22 protein-coding genes, 1 other RNA gene and 2 pseudogenes are annotated in these 14,321 nt (G+C 36.7%); 4 read left to right on the forward strand and 21 right to left on the reverse strand.

Going from position 1 to position 14,321, the window contains the following annotated elements:
• Positions 1 to 71: 71 nt before the first annotated feature.
• The 4 genes from NAAC61_RS06720 (at position 72) to rnpB (ending at position 3,049) form a co-directional block, all read left to right on the forward strand.
• Entirely contained in the window at positions 72 to 1,400 is a 1,329-nt protein-coding gene (locus tag NAAC61_RS06720) for an amidohydrolase (protein WP_202695567.1), read from the forward strand.
• Positions 1,309 to 1,800, forward strand: a complete 492-nt coding sequence (locus NAAC61_RS06725) for a hypothetical protein (protein WP_121958961.1) — start codon at positions 1,309 to 1,311, stop codon at positions 1,798 to 1,800. The genes NAAC61_RS06720 and NAAC61_RS06725 overlap by 92 nt, the downstream gene beginning before the upstream one ends.
• Complete coding sequence (locus NAAC61_RS06730) at positions 1,794 to 2,720, forward strand: TIGR01212 family radical SAM protein (RefSeq protein WP_443146886.1); 927 nt, start codon at positions 1,794 to 1,796, stop codon at positions 2,718 to 2,720. The genes NAAC61_RS06725 and NAAC61_RS06730 overlap by 7 nt, the downstream gene beginning before the upstream one ends.
• Positions 2,719 to 3,049, forward strand: an RNA gene (rnpB, locus tag NAAC61_RS06735) — RNase P RNA component class A. Before NAAC61_RS06730 ends, rnpB begins: the two co-directional genes overlap by 2 nt.
• 38 nt (positions 3,050 to 3,087) lie before the next feature.
• Here the strand turns inward: rnpB and rplQ are convergent.
• The 21 genes and pseudogenes from rplQ to rpsQ all read right to left on the reverse strand — a co-directional run bounded on the left by rplQ (position 3,088) and on the right by rpsQ (position 14,319).
• Complete coding sequence (gene rplQ / locus NAAC61_RS06740; RefSeq protein WP_012208588.1) at positions 3,088 to 3,474, reverse strand: 50S ribosomal protein L17; 387 nt, start codon at positions 3,472 to 3,474, stop codon at positions 3,088 to 3,090.
• Entirely contained in the window at positions 3,464 to 4,525 is a 1,062-nt protein-coding gene (locus NAAC61_RS06745) for a DNA-directed RNA polymerase subunit alpha (protein WP_103065139.1), read from the reverse strand. Before NAAC61_RS06745 ends, rplQ begins: the two co-directional genes overlap by 11 nt.
• 95 nt (positions 4,526 to 4,620) lie before the next feature.
• A complete protein-coding gene (gene rpsD / locus NAAC61_RS06750; RefSeq protein WP_121514863.1) occupies positions 4,621 to 5,256 on the reverse strand; it encodes a 30S ribosomal protein S4 in 636 nt (211 codons plus the stop codon).
• Between the two features lie 19 nt (positions 5,257 to 5,275).
• Positions 5,276 to 5,656, reverse strand: a complete 381-nt coding sequence (rpsK, locus tag NAAC61_RS06755; RefSeq protein ID WP_202695569.1) for a 30S ribosomal protein S11 — start codon at positions 5,654 to 5,656, stop codon at positions 5,276 to 5,278.
• A 193-nt stretch (positions 5,657 to 5,849) separates the two neighbouring features.
• A pseudogene (rpsM, locus tag NAAC61_RS06760) lies at positions 5,850 to 6,214 on the reverse strand (30S ribosomal protein S13).
• Positions 6,215 to 6,244: 30 nt separating this feature from the next.
• Entirely contained in the window at positions 6,245 to 6,361 is a 117-nt protein-coding gene (gene rpmJ, locus NAAC61_RS06765; protein WP_012208593.1) for a 50S ribosomal protein L36, read from the reverse strand.
• A 49-nt stretch (positions 6,362 to 6,410) separates the two neighbouring features.
• Complete coding sequence (gene infA / locus NAAC61_RS06770; protein ID WP_202695570.1) at positions 6,411 to 6,641, reverse strand: translation initiation factor IF-1; 231 nt, start codon at positions 6,639 to 6,641, stop codon at positions 6,411 to 6,413.
• A gap of 536 nt (positions 6,642 to 7,177) precedes the next feature.
• Positions 7,178 to 7,930 carry a type I methionyl aminopeptidase gene (map, locus tag NAAC61_RS06775; RefSeq protein ID WP_121514864.1) on the reverse strand — a complete coding sequence of 251 codons (753 nt, stop codon included), beginning with the start codon at positions 7,928 to 7,930 and terminating at the stop codon, positions 7,178 to 7,180.
• Positions 7,927 to 8,574 (reverse strand): adenylate kinase, encoded by a 648-nt coding sequence (locus NAAC61_RS06780; RefSeq protein ID WP_202695571.1) that lies wholly within the window; start codon positions 8,572 to 8,574, stop codon positions 7,927 to 7,929. The genes map and NAAC61_RS06780 overlap by 4 nt, the downstream gene beginning before the upstream one ends.
• A 7-nt stretch (positions 8,575 to 8,581) precedes the next feature.
• Positions 8,582 to 9,862, reverse strand: a complete 1,281-nt coding sequence (gene secY / locus NAAC61_RS06785) for a preprotein translocase subunit SecY (RefSeq protein WP_012208597.1) — start codon at positions 9,860 to 9,862, stop codon at positions 8,582 to 8,584.
• Position 9,863: 1 nt separating this feature from the next.
• On the reverse strand, positions 9,864 to 10,319 hold the full coding sequence (gene rplO / locus NAAC61_RS06790) for a 50S ribosomal protein L15 (RefSeq protein ID WP_012208598.1): 456 nt from the start codon (positions 10,317 to 10,319) through the stop codon (positions 9,864 to 9,866).
• Between the two features lie 31 nt (positions 10,320 to 10,350).
• Entirely contained in the window at positions 10,351 to 10,536 is a 186-nt protein-coding gene (gene rpmD, locus NAAC61_RS06795) for a 50S ribosomal protein L30 (RefSeq protein ID WP_012208599.1), read from the reverse strand.
• A gap of 3 nt (positions 10,537 to 10,539) precedes the next feature.
• Positions 10,540 to 11,073 carry a 30S ribosomal protein S5 gene (rpsE, locus tag NAAC61_RS06800; protein ID WP_012208600.1) on the reverse strand — a complete coding sequence of 178 codons (534 nt, stop codon included), beginning with the start codon at positions 11,071 to 11,073 and terminating at the stop codon, positions 10,540 to 10,542.
• Positions 11,074 to 11,089: 16 nt separating this feature from the next.
• Positions 11,090 to 11,458 (reverse strand): 50S ribosomal protein L18, encoded by a 369-nt coding sequence (gene rplR, locus NAAC61_RS06805; protein ID WP_121958966.1) that lies wholly within the window; start codon positions 11,456 to 11,458, stop codon positions 11,090 to 11,092.
• Positions 11,459 to 11,488: 30 nt separating this feature from the next.
• On the reverse strand, positions 11,489 to 12,049 hold the full coding sequence (gene rplF, locus NAAC61_RS06810) for a 50S ribosomal protein L6 (RefSeq protein ID WP_103065575.1): 561 nt from the start codon (positions 12,047 to 12,049) through the stop codon (positions 11,489 to 11,491).
• 12 nt (positions 12,050 to 12,061) lie between these two features.
• Positions 12,062 to 12,466 carry a 30S ribosomal protein S8 gene (gene rpsH / locus NAAC61_RS06815; RefSeq protein ID WP_012208603.1) on the reverse strand — a complete coding sequence of 135 codons (405 nt, stop codon included), beginning with the start codon at positions 12,464 to 12,466 and terminating at the stop codon, positions 12,062 to 12,064.
• A gap of 14 nt (positions 12,467 to 12,480) precedes the next feature.
• Positions 12,481 to 12,666, reverse strand: coding sequence for a type Z 30S ribosomal protein S14 (locus NAAC61_RS06820; RefSeq protein WP_012208604.1), 186 nt, complete (start codon positions 12,664 to 12,666; stop codon positions 12,481 to 12,483).
• Between the two features lie 16 nt (positions 12,667 to 12,682).
• A pseudogene (rplE, locus tag NAAC61_RS06825) lies at positions 12,683 to 13,239 on the reverse strand (50S ribosomal protein L5).
• Positions 13,240 to 13,307: 68 nt separating this feature from the next.
• Positions 13,308 to 13,628 (reverse strand): 50S ribosomal protein L24, encoded by a 321-nt coding sequence (gene rplX / locus NAAC61_RS06830; RefSeq protein ID WP_012208606.1) that lies wholly within the window; start codon positions 13,626 to 13,628, stop codon positions 13,308 to 13,310.
• Positions 13,629 to 13,637: 9 nt separating this feature from the next.
• Complete coding sequence (gene rplN / locus NAAC61_RS06835) at positions 13,638 to 14,006, reverse strand: 50S ribosomal protein L14 (protein ID WP_012208607.1); 369 nt, start codon at positions 14,004 to 14,006, stop codon at positions 13,638 to 13,640.
• Complete coding sequence (gene rpsQ, locus NAAC61_RS06840) at positions 13,987 to 14,319, reverse strand: 30S ribosomal protein S17 (RefSeq protein ID WP_012208608.1); 333 nt, start codon at positions 14,317 to 14,319, stop codon at positions 13,987 to 13,989. The genes rplN and rpsQ overlap by 20 nt, the downstream gene beginning before the upstream one ends.
• Between the last annotated feature and the right edge of the window lie 2 nt (positions 14,320 to 14,321).

The following is a 14,321-nucleotide window of genomic DNA, read 5'->3' on the forward strand; positions in this document are numbered from 1 at the left end:
TTTAAAAAATCAACTCATAAACGATATTTTATAGTATAATATCAATGAAAACAACCAAAGGAGTTGTGGATATGTCTAAAAAGCTTTTGAAGAATGCGTATGTTTTAATTAGTGCTGATGATGATGTAGAAAAATTTGATATATTAATAGACGAAGATGAGATCGAAGACTTACTTGTACCAGGTGATTCAACCCAGATGGATTTGGGAGATGTAGACGAGTATGATCTATCTGGGAAGTTGATCGTGCCTGGATTTATTAACACCCACACACATTCAGTTATGTCTTATTTTAGAGGTATTGCCGATGATTTATCACTTAACGATTGGTTGTTCAAAGAAATGCTGCCAAGAGAGGACTTTTTGGAAAGTGAAATGTCTTATTACGGCACTTTAGTTTCTATTTTAGAGATGATTTCTAATGGAATAACTACTTTTGTTGACATGTATATGTTTACTGATGAAATAGCCAAGGCAGCATACGATTTAGGAATTCGGGCATATATCTCAAGAGGGCTTTCTTATGATACCGACGAGGGCTGGAATAGGAGAATAAAGGAAAATATCGAAACATATGAAAAATACAGCGGATTAGATAACCGAATTTACATAGGTTTTGGGCCTCATGCCCCTTACACCGTTCCTATGGATAAATTAAAAGAAGTAGCTGAAATTGCAAAAAAGTATAATACTCACATTCAGATTCATCTGTTAGAATCAGCAAATGAAAGGGAGCAGTACAATCTTTTAGAGGTTGAAAATACGGGTTTGTTCGATCTTCCTACGATAGCTGCTCACTGTGTGCATGCTGATGAAAAAGATATCGAAGTTCTTTCAAGGAACGAAGTGAATGTGGCTTATAACCCTGTTAGTAATATGAAGTTGGGTAATGGGATCGCTCCCATAGTGGATATGCTTGATAAGAGTATAAATGTGACTTTTGGTACGGATGGTTCCGCAAGCAACAACTCTTTGAACTTTTTCAACGAAATGAAGTTTGGAGGTATATTGCAGAAATACAAGTATGGTCCTGATAGATTTTCAGTCGAACAGATTTTGAGGATGAGCTGGGAAAACGGAGGTTTTGCCTTAGAAAAAAATATCGGAAGGTTAGAACCTGAGTTCAAGGCGGATTTGGTTGTTTTAGATATGGATTCTTTTGAATTTTTACCTAAGGATTTATCAAGGTTAAAGTCTCATATAGTTTATTCTGCAAATCCTAAGAACGTTTTTGCAACGATGGTAGCAGGGAAATTCTTGTACTACGATGGAGAATTTTTAACTTTAAAAGAAGAAAAGGAGCAAATTTATGAGAAATTCCACAATTTTTACCAAAGAATCGAAGATAAGTATAATAATAGCGATCATTCTGATAGCCATAACGACGATAGGGATATCTAAACCCATCGATGATTACATAGAGTTTTCTCCTACAGGCTATGAGGAGATAAGTAGGATAGTCACCAGAAATGGGACGATAATAAACACAACGGTCCCAGATACTGGCGAACATTTGGAGATGAACTTCAAAAAGAATGGAGGTTTGTACGAAGTTCACATTGTTCATTTCGAGAATCCATTCGCTTTGTTGAATTTTTGGTATACCTTTGTTAGTGATTATTCTGATGGCTTAGCCGCTGCTTTTTCGGCTATTCCTTTTATATATGGCGAGTACAACGATGAGTATATGAAGATGCAAATCAGTGCATGGTATAGGGGAGTAAACAACTTATTTTTTGTCATTTATGGTCCAAAAAGAAGCGTTATAAACGACTTGAAACTTCAATTGAATAGATGGTGATTTTGTTGGATTTGTATAATAGGTTGAGTGAGTATTTTAAGAATAGATACGGTGAAAGGGTGCAAAGGTTACCAATCAACGCGGGATTTACTTGCCCAAATAAAACAGGTGAGAGAGGAAAAGGCGGGTGCATTTACTGCGATTTAACGGGGAGTGGGTTTGCAGCTTTTAAGCCTAAGGTGAGTATCGAAGAACAGGTTAAGGAAATGATTAATAGATACGAGAAAAAAGCTAATAAGTTCCTCGCCTATTTTCAGGCAAACACCAATACTTACGCCCCTGTTGATGAATTGAAAGAGAAGTATGAAAGTGCTTTGATAGACGATAGAATAGTAGGTTTGGATGTATCGACCCGACCTGATTGTGTCCCAGATGAAGTGATAACACTTTTAAAAACTTTTAAAGATAGGGTTGATGTTTACGTTGAGCTTGGTGTTGAGAGCACTAACCCTAACACGTTAAAGTATATGAACAGAGGGCATTCTTTGGCAGAGGTTATAGATTCTGTTAACAGGTTAAAAAAAGCTGAACTAGAGGTTATTCTGCATTACATAATAGATTTTCCTTGTGATACATTAGAAGATGTGAAAGAGATGGCTAAAGTTAGTTCAGCGTTGAAGGTTGACGGTGTAAAATTGCATTCTTTGTATATCGTTGAAAATACAAAGCTTGCGGATTTGTATAAAAGTGGGGAGTTTGTGCCCTTGACGTTGGATGATTTTGTAGAAAGGGCAATTACTTTCTTGGAATATTTGGATCCAAAGATTGTAATTCATAGGCTCGTTGCCGATCCTCCAAAAATTGGGACGTTACATGGAAATTGGGGGATTTCTAAAATAAAAATTTTAAACTTAATTGAAGATACGATGAGAGAAAGGGATTCCTATCAGGGAAAATTTTTTAATTATTTGAATAATTGAAGTAGGACGGTTGATCGCGAGTAGGCATACTTGGGCCTATTTTGAGGAAAGTCCGGACTCTAAGGGCAAGATACTGGTTAACAACCAGAGGGAGTGATCCCTGAATAGGGCCATAGAAAAGAAAACCGCCGAAAGGCAAGGGTGGAACGGTGAGGTAAGAGCTCACCAGTGTCAGAGCGATCTGGCAGCTTGGTAACCTCTATCTTGAGCAAGGTCAAACAAGAAGGCCAGAGGTTGCCCGCCGAGAGACTTTAGTGTCCGCCTTCTGGGTAGACCGCGTAGATTAATGGTCAACTTTACAGAATCCGGCTTATAGTCCTACTGATATATTTAACAATGACGCCCTTGCTGGGCGTCATTTTTTAAGTTATTCTTCTTTTGGGAGTAATTGGAGTATAGATAATTCCGAAGCGTCACCTTTTCTATAACCGATTTTTAATATTCTTGTGTAACCACCGTTTCTATTTTCGTATCGGGGTGCGATCTCATGTACTATTTTGTAGACTAGTTTTCTGTCGTTGAAGTGTTTGTTTATGTCTCTATTTAAAGCTACTCTTCTTTCTGGGAGATCGGTTGAATTAGCTTCCTTTGCCTTGGTGATTATTCTTTCAACAAGGGGCCTTACGGCTTTTGCTTTGGCGGTAGTAGTAATTATGCTTTCAGATTCAAATACACTTCTTGCCAAATTGTTCAACAAAGCTTTTCTATGGGAAGCATATCTATTTAATTTTTTAGTTTTGACTCTATGCCTCATCGAAGGTGTTCCCCCTTTCTTCTTGGTATAATTTTTCGTAATCTATATCAAATTTCTCTTTTAGCTCATTTTTTATCTCATCTAAAGATTTTCTACCAAAGTTTTTGATTTTGAGAAGGTCGGCGGGTTTTCTTTTTAATAGCTCTCCAATGGTGTCTATTTTTTCTCTTTTTAAACAGTTTTTGGCTCTTTTCGTTAAATCCAAAGAATCAAGCTGCGTTTCCATTAAATCCTTTGGCAATCCAAAAATATTTTCTTCCTCTTCTTCCTCTTCCTCTTCTTTTTCAACCGAAACTTCCATTTGTTCTATAGCGCCGACTTGTCCTTCTCTTTCCCAAAGTCTGGAAATGAAGTCAAAATGTTCCATCAAAATTTTTGTTGCTTCTTTCAATGCTTCAGTGGGGGTGATGTTTTTTTTCGTCCAAATTTCAAGTATTAGTTTATCGTAGTCGGTTCTTCTTCCAACACGGATATTTTCGGTTAAATAGTTAACTTTAAGAACGGGGCTGAACACTCCATCTATGAATATGTATTCGATGTCACTTTGAAATGTCAATTCTTGGGCAGGGATGAAACCTTTTCCTGCTTGAGCGTACAGTTCAAAGTCTACTTCCATATCTTTGTTCACATGAGCTATGACGAAATCTGGGTTAGCAACCTCTAATTCTGCCGGAGTTTTTATGTCTCCACTTTTTATGACTTGGCCTGCTTTGTACTTCTTTCTTAAACTTAATAAAATTGGATAATCAATCTCATTAATTTTTTCAATGTCGTCGACCTTTAATTGAACCTTTTTCAAGTTTAAAGTTATTTCTATGATGTCTTCTTTTATACCCTCAACTGTGTCGTATTCATGTAATTTTCCTGGGATACGTAGCCCGGTTATAGCCAAAGATGGAATAGAAGACAAAAGCACCCTCCTTAAAGCATTACCTAGAGTTATAGCGTACCCCTTTTCCAGAGGAAACAATTCGTATTTTGAGTAGTTATATTCATCTTGCTCTTCTTTTTGTACTATCCTAAATTTTTCTGGTTTTATTAATATCTCCATACTATCTCTGATCCTTATTAGGGAATCAGAGCACACCTCCTTTCCTGCCCTTATGAGCGAGGTGATATTTTGTGGTCCAAATAAATAATACTTTATTACTTAGAGTAAAGCTCTATGATGTTAGTCAAAGGTACAGGAACATCCATTTCATCAATCTTTGGTAGTCTTTGGAAAGTTCCTCTAAAATTTTCAATTTCAACGTTTAACCAATTGGGAATATTTCTATACCCTTCTTGCACTAGTTCTAATCCTTCGCGTACTTGTTGTATGTTACGGCTCTTTTCTTTGACTTCTATTACATCCCCTACTTTAACTCTGTAAGAAGGAATATTCACTTTTTTTCCATTAACTAATATATGTCCGTGAGTTACTATTTGCCTTGCGGTTCTTCTGTTTGGTGCGAACCCCATTTGATAAACTACTGAATCTAGCCTTCTTTCTAAGAGTTGCATCAAAACTTCTCCAGTTTCTCCACTTCTGGATCTTTCCGCTTCTTCAAAAGTGTTTCTGAATTGTCTTTCCATTAAGCCATACATTCTTTTTAAGGCTTGCTTAGATCTTAATTGTATAGCGTATTGAGTCAACTTTTGCTTTTGTCTTCCATGTTGCCCCGGAACATAATTCCTTTTTCTAAGGGCTGATTTCTCGGTGTAGCTTCTTTTCCCTTTTAAATAAAGGTTTATTCCTTCGCGTCGAGATAATTTTTCTAGTGGTCCTATGTACCTCGCCATTAATTCTTTCCCTCCTTAATTAGAATCTTTTCTTTTTTGGCCTACAACCGTTGTGAGGTATAGGGGTAACATCTTTTATACTTTCTACACTTAGACCAGCAGCTTGTAAAGCTCTAATCGCAGATTCTCTTCCTGAACCAGGTCCTTTAACATATACATCAACTCTTTTTACTCCCAGATTTATAGCTTCTTTTGCTACTTTATCTGAGGCCATTTGAGCTGAAAATGGAGTCCCTTTTTTGGCTCCTTTGAATCCAACATTTCCACCACTAGACCATATTATTGGCCTACCTTCAGTATCTGTTAATGTAACGATTGTGTTGTTGAAGGTTGAATGAATGTGTATTGCTGCTTTTTCAGGAGCAGCTTTCTTTTTTTTTGGTTCTTTGCTTTGCTCCACCTTTTGCCATTTATTTAAAAGCCTCCTTAAAAATTTTGTTTATTGTGTTAGCGCCCCTTCGCCCCGCTCCCCACCCATAAGGTTAAAGTAATTTTTATCCATTTACATAGCTTCCCACCCATGTGGAAGAGGGACCTGCGGTCCCTTAAACCCTACTACATACTTATAAGGATGATGTGAGGTTCCATTTTTGTTATCTCTTTTTGATCTTGGTTAGTCTTGGTCCCTTTCTGGTTCTTGCGTTGGAGTGGGTTTTCTGCCTCTTACGGGTAACCCCGCTTTGTGCCTTTTCCCCCTGTAACTGCCGATGTCTATCAAACGCTTAATATTTTTGTTAATTTCTTGCCTTAGTTCACCTTCAACTTTATAATTTTCGTTGATGTGGTGACTTAGTTTTGAAATTTCATCGTCGGTTAGTTCTTTTGCTTTTTTGTTTGGGTCAATCTCTAAGGTATTTAATATATCAAGTGCTGTTTTTCTTCCTATTCCATAAATATATGTTAATCCTACAAATAATGCTTTATTATCTGGTACTTCCACACCTAAAATACGCGCCATCCTTTTATCCTCCTTATAAAGAAATTCATATTATCCTTGTCTTTGCTTGTGCTTTGGATTTTTAGAACAGACAACCCAAACCTTTCCGCCTCTTTTTACTATTTTACAGTGCTCACATCGTTTTTTTACAGAAGCCCTCACCTTCATAATTAATTTCCTCCTTCTTGATTCTCATCATCTATATTAATCCATTTTTTCAATCTTTGTTGACTTTTTCCCTTTTAACAATTCTTCCTTTGTTTAAATCGTAAACGGAAACTTCCACAGTAACTCGGTCTCCTGGAAGTATTTTGATGAAATTCTTTCTCATACGCCCAGAAATGTGGGCTAATATTTCATGCCCATTATCTAATTTAACTTTAAAATTTGCATTAGGTAAAGCTTCAATGATGGATCCTTGCATAACAACGACGTCTTTTTTAGCCAATACAATCCCTCCTTTTTCAGGGATTTTTACTGTCATTAGAAACTGTAAAGTACGATTTAGCGTGCTTCCCCCGCTCCCCACCCATGTGGATGGGGGACCTGCGGTCCCTTAGACCCATTCGTTAAGGGGCAAGCCCCTTAAAAACCCCAAAATCTGTGTTTGTTTAAAAAAAGTTTTTTGCACAAGGCTGCAAAAGGGTAAACCCTTTAAGATCCCAAGTTCAAAATCAAAATCAACTTAAAAACATAGTTTGCATACTACAGCAAACAGTGCTCCGCCCTGTGACCCTTTTAAAACCAGATACTTAATTTTGGAAAATGATTTTTAGAACTTTTTATGTAAGCTGCGCTTAGTCCTTATTTGCGCCCCTTCGCCCCGCACCCCACCCTTCTTAGGAAAGGACCTGCGGTCCCTTAAACCCCTCAACTTACTCATAAGGATAAAAGAATTTTTATCCATTTCCACATCGCTGTCCGCCCATAAGGAAAAAGGGATGGAGGAGGGTTCCCCCGTGACCCTAAAAATAAACCCTTAAATTATAGTTGCGTTAGTATTTCTGGGCCATTTTCTGTCACGGCAATTGTATGTTCAAAATGCGCTGCTTTTGAGCTATCTCTGGTTACCGCTGTCCAACCGTCTTCTAAAATATCTACTTCATAGCTTCCCATAGATACCATTGGTTCTATTGCAAGGGTCATGTTTTTTCTTATTTTTGGACCCCTTCCTTGCCTTCCATAATTTGGAATTTGGGGATCTTCGTGCAATTTTCTTCCTACCCCGTGACCTACGTATTCCCTTATTACGGAAAAACCCTTACTTTCAATGTAAGTTTGAACTTCGTAACCAATGTCACCAATGGTATTACCAACAACAGCTTTTTTTATACCCATGTACAAAGACTCTTTGGTCGCTTCAACCAATTCTTTTTCCCTTTCAGAAACTTGTCCAATTATGTAGGTTCTGGCTGAATCTGCTATGTATCCTTTGTAAGTTAAACCACAATCTACAGATACAATATCTCCATTTTTTAAAACTTTACTTCTCAATGGAAATCCATGGACAACTTCTTCATTTACAGAAAAGTTGATCGCATATTTGTAACCATTATAACCTTTGAAGGTGGGTATAGCATCTTCCTTTTCCATGTATTCTAAAACATATTTTTCAATACTTTCTCCGTTAACGCCTTCTTTTACTATTTCAGGAAGTAAAGCGTCAAGAAGACGGGCAAGCTTCTTTCCAGCCCGTCTCATCATTTCTATTTCTTGATCAGTCTTAATTATTATCATTGTTTGTTAAAACTCCTTAGTATATTAAACAATTCTTTTGTAACGTCTTCAACATTTTGGGCACCGTCTATTGTAATTATTTTGTTATTTTTTCTATAATATTCTATTACGGGCTCGGTATTTTTCTTATATACTTTATACCTTTCTCTGACTACTTCTTCTTTGTCATCGTCTCTTTGAATTAATTTTGTACCACATACATCACATTTTTCGTCTTCTTTTGGTTGAAGGGTAATTAAATTATATACTTTTCCACAGTTTGGACAGACTCTTCTATTACTTATCCTTTTTACTATTTCTTCTTCGGAAACGTCAATTAGTACTGCCGCATCTATTTCTTTTTGTAACTCTTTTGTTGCTTGGTCTAAAAATTTTGCTTGGTCTAAAGTTCTGGGGTAACCGTCAAGAATAAAAGAATCTAATTCTTCCAATTTTTCTTTTACCAAACTGTTCATTATTTCATCCGAAACTAATTCTCCACGATCCATAATTGCTTTAGCCATTTTACCTAATTCTGTACCTTTGCTAACAGCATCCCTTAAAATATCTCCGGTGGATATGTGTACAATTTGAAACTCCTGGGCAACTTTTTTGGCTTGGGTTCCTTTACCTGCACCAGGCGGTCCGAAAAATAAAAGTCTCAAAGAAAATTCATCTCCTTCCTCGTAACCTTCCTTTTTTCATGAAGCCTTCATATTGTCTTACTATCATGTGTTGCTCCATCTGTTGGACAATATCTAAAGCAACTCCAACGGCTATTAGTGTACTGGTACCACCTATCCAGATTTGCTGCATCCCTGAAGCGCCTCTGATAAAGTAGGGAACCAAGGCAATTACTACTAAAAAGATCGCTCCTATGAAAGTTACCCTGGTCATGACTGAAGTGATGTAATTAACAGTCGGTTTTCCTGGTCTTAAACCTGGTATGAACCCACCATAATTTTGTATGTTATTTGCTACGTCGTTTGGATCCATAACAACAGAACTGTAGAAGTATGTAAAAAAGAAAACCAGCAAACCATACAACACAAGATAAAGTGGAGAACCTATGGCAAATAGTCTATCGTCTACGGTAGTGTTTGTTACCCCAGCAATCATACTGGGTAGGGTCATAATAGCGGAGGCAAAGATTATGGGAATTACCCCTCCACCATTTACCTTAATAGGTAAATATGTTGAGGAACCTCCATAAATTTTTGTGCCGACTACTCTTTTTGCATATTGAATATTAATCCTTCTTTCAGATGTTTGAACCGCTACTACAGCTATTACTATAAATATAGCAACAGCGGCTAAGAGTATCCATTCTAATGGGGTTAAACCTATGAGAGCTTCGGCTGCATATGTAGGGTATCTGGATACTATACCAGCAAATATTAAAACAGATACCCCGTTTCCTATTCCTTTTTCGGTGATTAATTCACCTATCCATAGTAAAAACATCGTTCCTGCAGCTATAGAAACGGTTGCTAAAGTTACAAAGAGAACTGGTGATAGATTGGGGGATCTGTAATTGTTGGCAGCTATGGACATTAGTAATCCTTGTCCAAAAGCTAATACTAACGTTAACATCCTCGTGTAGTGAGCGAATTTTTTTCTCCCACTTTCACCTTCTCTCAACATCTCTTTCAAACTAGGTATTATAGAAGAGAGAAGTTGAAAAATGATCGAAGCCGTAATATAGGGTGTCACTGAGAGAACAAATATTGATAAATTGCTTAACGCCCCTCCAGCAAAGACATCAAAAAAACCTATGAATCCTCCAACCGCTCCTTGGGATGCTCCACTTAAAGCAGCTTGCCAGGCTTCTACATTTATTCCCGGAATGGGGATGTATATACCTATTCTAAACCCTATCAACGCTAAAAAGGTGAATATAACTCTATCCCTTAATTCAGGAATCCTAAAAACGTTTCTAAAGGCTTTGAACATGTTATTCAATCACCTCTATTTTCCCGCCAACAGCTTCAATTTTCTCTCTAGCGGTTTGAGAGAAAATGTTAGCTTTGACAACAAGAGGTTTTGATATTTCTCCTTTTCCTAATATTTTTACTCCATCGTTCAATTTTTTTATCAATTTCTTTTCTAAAAGTATGTCTGGAGTTACTTCTTCATTTTCTGAGAAATACTTTTCTAATGTTTCTACGTTTACAACAGAATATACTTTTTTGAATGGTGCATTAGAGAATCCAAATTTTGGAGTTCTTCTAATAATGTTTGTTTGTCCACCTTCAAATGTTCTACCAATTTTACCTCTTCCTCTAGCCTTTTCACCTTTATGCCCTTTGCCAGCTGTTTTTCCTAATCCTGAGCCTATTCCTCTTCCTAACCTTTTTTTGGGTTTCCTTGATCCTGGTGTAGGTTTTAGATCTTCTATTTTAAGTGGCATGTATATAGCTCCTTATTTACAATTTGTTTAATTAAGAATCGATTTCTTCCCACTCAACTAAGTGATGTACAGTCCTTATCATTCCTCTAATTTGGGGATTGTCAGGTTTTATTACTACTTTATCTTTTCTAGTTAAATCTAAAGCATCGAGAGTAGCTAATTGTCTTTTGTCTTTGCCTGCTCTTCCTTTTACTAACTTTATCTTTAGACTTGACATTACTCATACCCCCTTGTGAGCGCCAAAGAATACTTGTTTAACAGTTAAATCTCTCAACTTTGCAATTTCTTGAGGAGATCTCAACTTTTTTAATCCATTGTAAGTGGCTTTAGCTAAATTTAATACGTTCGTTGAACTAATGGATTTACTTAGAATATTATCTATTCCGGCTAATTCAACAACAGCTCTTACAGCTGAACTGGCTATAACACCGGTACCTGGGCCTGCTGGGAACAGTAATACAGTGGAAGCATCTTGTTCACCGATTATTTCGTAAGGAATAGTTCCGTTTTTAACGGGGACTTCTATCATATTGTTCTTTGCATTTTCAATTGATTTTCTTATGGCTTGTGGAACTTCTCGGGCATTCCCGATTCCTAATCCTACTTTTCCATTTCGATTACCTACTACCGAAACTGCACGAAACGAAATGGTTTTTCCACCTTTAGTTACTTTGCTGACCCTTCGAATTTCGATTACTCTTTCTTCTAATTCATTTGCAGCATCAGTAGCTTTTACTTTCTGATCGTTCGGCATAAATTACCAACACCTCCTAAAACTTTAAGCCCGTTTCTCTTGCTGCTTCAGCAAGAGCTTTTACTTTTCCATGGTATTTGTAACCGCTTCTATCAAAAACAATTTCTGTTATACCTTTTTCTTTTGCTTTTTCGGCTATGAGTTTCCCTACTTCTTTTGCAGCGTTTTCATCCCATGTTTTTTCTAATTTTTCTTTCAGTTGTTTTTGGGTTGTTGAAGCTGACACCAAAGTAACACCTTTAGTGTCGTCTATAATTTGAGCATATATGTGCTTTTGACTTTTAAAAACTGTCAATCTTGGTTTTTCTGGTGTTCCTCTAACGTTTTTTCTCACTCTTAAATGCCTTTTTTGTCTAAGGGCTTTTTTGTCTAATTGTTTTATCAATTTAAAAGGGACCTCCTTTGCGGAAATGTTTTAAACTTTCTTTCCTTCTTTTCTTAAAACACTTTCTCCAACATATTTTATACCTTTACCACTGTAAACGTTAACTTTTCTTAAGCTTCTTATCCTTGCAGCGACTTCTCCGACTTTGTATTTATCTATACCTTTAACGACTACTATTGTGGGTTGTGGAACTTCTATAGTTATTCCTTCAGGGACTGGAAATTCTACGGGGTTTGAATAACCAAGATTCAAGATTAAGTTTTTACCTTGAAGTTGAGCTCTGTACCCAATACCGGCAATTTCCAATTCTTTTTTGTATCCTTCAGTTACACCTTTAATCATGTTTCTCACATGAGAGGTGAACGTGCCTCTTAGCGCTTTTAATCGCTTCTCGTCTGAACTTCTTTTAACTACGCCTTCTTTTGTTTTAATCATTAATTCGTTGTTATCTCTGTCAACTTCCAAATATTCGGGTAAATTGAGACTTAATTCACCATTTTTACCTTTGATTTTTATTGTTTGTCCATCCACAGATAATTCTACACCATCAGGAATAATTGTTGGTTTATCAGCTATTCTCGATTGTGGCATCTAGGCACCTCCTCACCATACATAACAGATTACTTCTCCACCAACTTTTTTCTCTCTTGCTTCTTTATCGGTCATTACTCCTTGGGATGTTGAGAGTATAGCTATACCTAATCCACCCTTGACTTTTGGTATGTTACGGGTATTAACATACACTCTTCTTCCGCTTTTTGAAACCCTTATGATCCCTTCCATTATAGGTTTTTTATCTCTTCTTGTACCTTTGTACTTCAAATAGACTTTGAGTATTCCTTGTTTACCATCGTCTATGAATTTATAATCATTGATAAATCCTTCTTTTTTCATTATTTCTAAAATGTCTTTTTTTAAGTTTGAAGCGGGTATTTCAACACTTTCTTTGAACACCGAATTGGCGTTCCTTATTCTGGTTAGCATATCAGCTACCGGATCGCTCCACATTCGTTTTTCCCTCCTTACCAGCTAGCCTTCTTAACTCCAGGAAGTTTACCTTCCAGAGCTTGTTCTCTGAAACATATTCTGCATAAACCAAATTCTCTATAAACAGCTCTTGGTCTACCACATACTTTACATCGTGAGTATTCTCTTGTTTTATACTTCGGAGTTCTTTTAGATTTTTCTATAAGTGCCTTTTTTGCCATTACTCACACCCTCCATTTATTTTTTTTGTAACGGGAAACCAAAATATTCTAATAATTTCCTGGCTTCTTCATCAGTTTTAGCTGTGGTTACGATTGTTATATCCATGCCTTGAATTCTACTTATATCATCAGGCCTGATTTCAGGAAAAATTAGTTGTTCAGGAATTCCGAAGGTATAATTGCCTCTTCCATCGAAAGAGTCGGCGGGTAGCCTCTAAAATCCCTCAATTTTGGGAGCACAACATGGTTTAATTTATACAAGAAATTATACATTTTCCATCCTCTCAAGGTAACTTTCACACCTATCGGCATACCCTCTCTAACCTTAAAATTGGCAACACTTTTCTTTGCTCTGGCTATTAAGGCTTTTTGTCCGACTATCTTCGTTAACTCTTGGGCATGTTTTTCAACAACTGCTCTGTTCCTGGAACCTTCTCCAACTCCCATATTAACAACTATCTTTACAAGTTTCGGCACTTGTAATTCGTTTTTGTAGTTAAATTCTTTCATCATTGAAGGTATTACTACTTCTTTGTACCTGTCTTTCAGAGGTATATACTGAACTTTCTCCATTGATAGTCCTCCTTTTTACTTCTTACCATACCTACTTGATTTTTACAAGTTTTCAAAATTTGAATGGATTAAGATTTTTCTACTATTTCACCACATTTTTTGCAATATCTTACTTTGCTTCCATCTTCAAGAAATTTAAATCCCACTCTGGTTTTTTGATTGCAGTTTGGACAGACTAACATAACGTTTGAAATATCAATAGGACTGGGTTGCTCAATAATTCCGCCTTCCCTCATCTTTTGAGTGGGCCTTTGATGCTTCTTGACGACGTTTACGTTATCCACAATGACTTTTTTGTCCTTTGGAATAACCCTCAAAACTTTGCTTCTCTTTCCTTTATCTTTTCCAGAGATCACTACTACTGTGTCGTCTCTCTTTATTTTATACATATTTTCACCTCACCAAACTTCTTTTGCTAACGATGCTATCTTCGCGTAGCCTTTTTCCCGTACTTCTCTGGCTACTGGACCAAAAACCCTCGTTCCTAAAGGTAACTTATTTTTATCAATCAGTACCGCAGCATTGTCATCAAATCTAATATAGGTTCCATCTTTCCTTCTTATCTCTTTTTTCGTTCTGACAATAACGGCTTGAACTACTTGACCTTTTTTCAAATCTGTGTGAGGTATGGCTTCCCTAACGGAGCAAACAACGGTGTCTCCGACGGTTCCTTTTGATTTATGAAACCCACCGAGTACTTTGATAACTCTTAATACTTTTGCTCCAGAGTTATCAGCAACTCTGATTTTACTCTCTAGTTGTACCATCAACCTCACCTCCAAAGGCTTCTTTTAATTCTTCTTCAACTGAGTCTGGTGTTTCAACTTCTTCCGATAAAATATTTTTTCTCACAATTCTTTTTAAAACAAAAGCCTTTGTTTTGGAAAGCTTCCTGGATTCTTCTATTTCAACAATATCTCCAATCTCACATTCGTTATTTTCATCATGTGCATGGTATCTTCTGGTTTTTCTGACAAATTTGTGGTATTTGGGATGTTTTGTAAGTCTATCTGTTTCAACTGTTATCGTTTTGTCCATCGCATTGCTTACAACTTTTCCAGTTATTATCTTTTTAGACATGA

Origin of the sequence: Petrotoga sp. 8T1HF07.NaAc.6.1 (assembly GCF_016772115.1) — a bacterium.
Classification (GTDB): domain Bacteria; phylum Thermotogota; class Thermotogae; order Petrotogales; family Petrotogaceae; genus Petrotoga; species Petrotoga mobilis.

Coding starts and splice junctions, on each gene's coding strand:
- NAAC61_RS06720 (WP_202695567.1), top strand. CDS start 72: ATGTCTAAAAAGCTTTTGAAGAATGCGTATGTTTTAATTAGTGCTGAT.
- NAAC61_RS06725 (WP_121958961.1), top strand. CDS start 1,309: ATGAGAAATTCCACAATTTTTACCAAAGAATCGAAGATAAGTATAATA.
- NAAC61_RS06730 (WP_443146886.1), top strand. CDS start 1,794: ATGGTGATTTTGTTGGATTTGTATAATAGGTTGAGTGAGTATTTTAAG.
- rplQ (WP_012208588.1), bottom strand. CDS start 3,474: ATGAGGCATAGAGTCAAAACTAAAAAATTAAATAGATATGCTTCCCAT.
- NAAC61_RS06745 (WP_103065139.1), bottom strand. CDS start 4,525: ATGGAGATATTAATAAAACCAGAAAAATTTAGGATAGTACAAAAAGAA.
- rpsD (WP_121514863.1), bottom strand. CDS start 5,256: ATGGCGAGGTACATAGGACCACTAGAAAAATTATCTCGACGCGAAGGA.
- rpmJ (WP_012208593.1), bottom strand. CDS start 6,361: ATGAAGGTGAGGGCTTCTGTAAAAAAACGATGTGAGCACTGTAAAATA.
- map (WP_121514864.1), bottom strand. CDS start 7,930: ATGATAATAATTAAGACTGATCAAGAAATAGAAATGATGAGACGGGCT.
- secY (WP_012208597.1), bottom strand. CDS start 9,862: ATGTTCAAAGCCTTTAGAAACGTTTTTAGGATTCCTGAATTAAGGGAT.
- rplO (WP_012208598.1), bottom strand. CDS start 10,319: ATGCCACTTAAAATAGAAGATCTAAAACCTACACCAGGATCAAGGAAA.
- rpmD (WP_012208599.1), bottom strand. CDS start 10,536: ATGTCAAGTCTAAAGATAAAGTTAGTAAAAGGAAGAGCAGGCAAAGAC.
- rpsE (WP_012208600.1), bottom strand. CDS start 11,073: ATGCCGAACGATCAGAAAGTAAAAGCTACTGATGCTGCAAATGAATTA.
- rplF (WP_103065575.1), bottom strand. CDS start 12,049: ATGCCACAATCGAGAATAGCTGATAAACCAACAATTATTCCTGATGGT.
- rpsH (WP_012208603.1), bottom strand. CDS start 12,466: ATGTGGAGCGATCCGGTAGCTGATATGCTAACCAGAATAAGGAACGCC.
- NAAC61_RS06820 (WP_012208604.1), bottom strand. CDS start 12,666: ATGGCAAAAAAGGCACTTATAGAAAAATCTAAAAGAACTCCGAAGTAT.
- rplX (WP_012208606.1), bottom strand. CDS start 13,628: ATGTATAAAATAAAGAGAGACGACACAGTAGTAGTGATCTCTGGAAAA.
- rplN (WP_012208607.1), bottom strand. CDS start 14,006: ATGGTACAACTAGAGAGTAAAATCAGAGTTGCTGATAACTCTGGAGCA.
- rpsQ (WP_012208608.1), bottom strand. CDS start 14,319: ATGTCTAAAAAGATAATAACTGGAAAAGTTGTAAGCAATGCGATGGAC.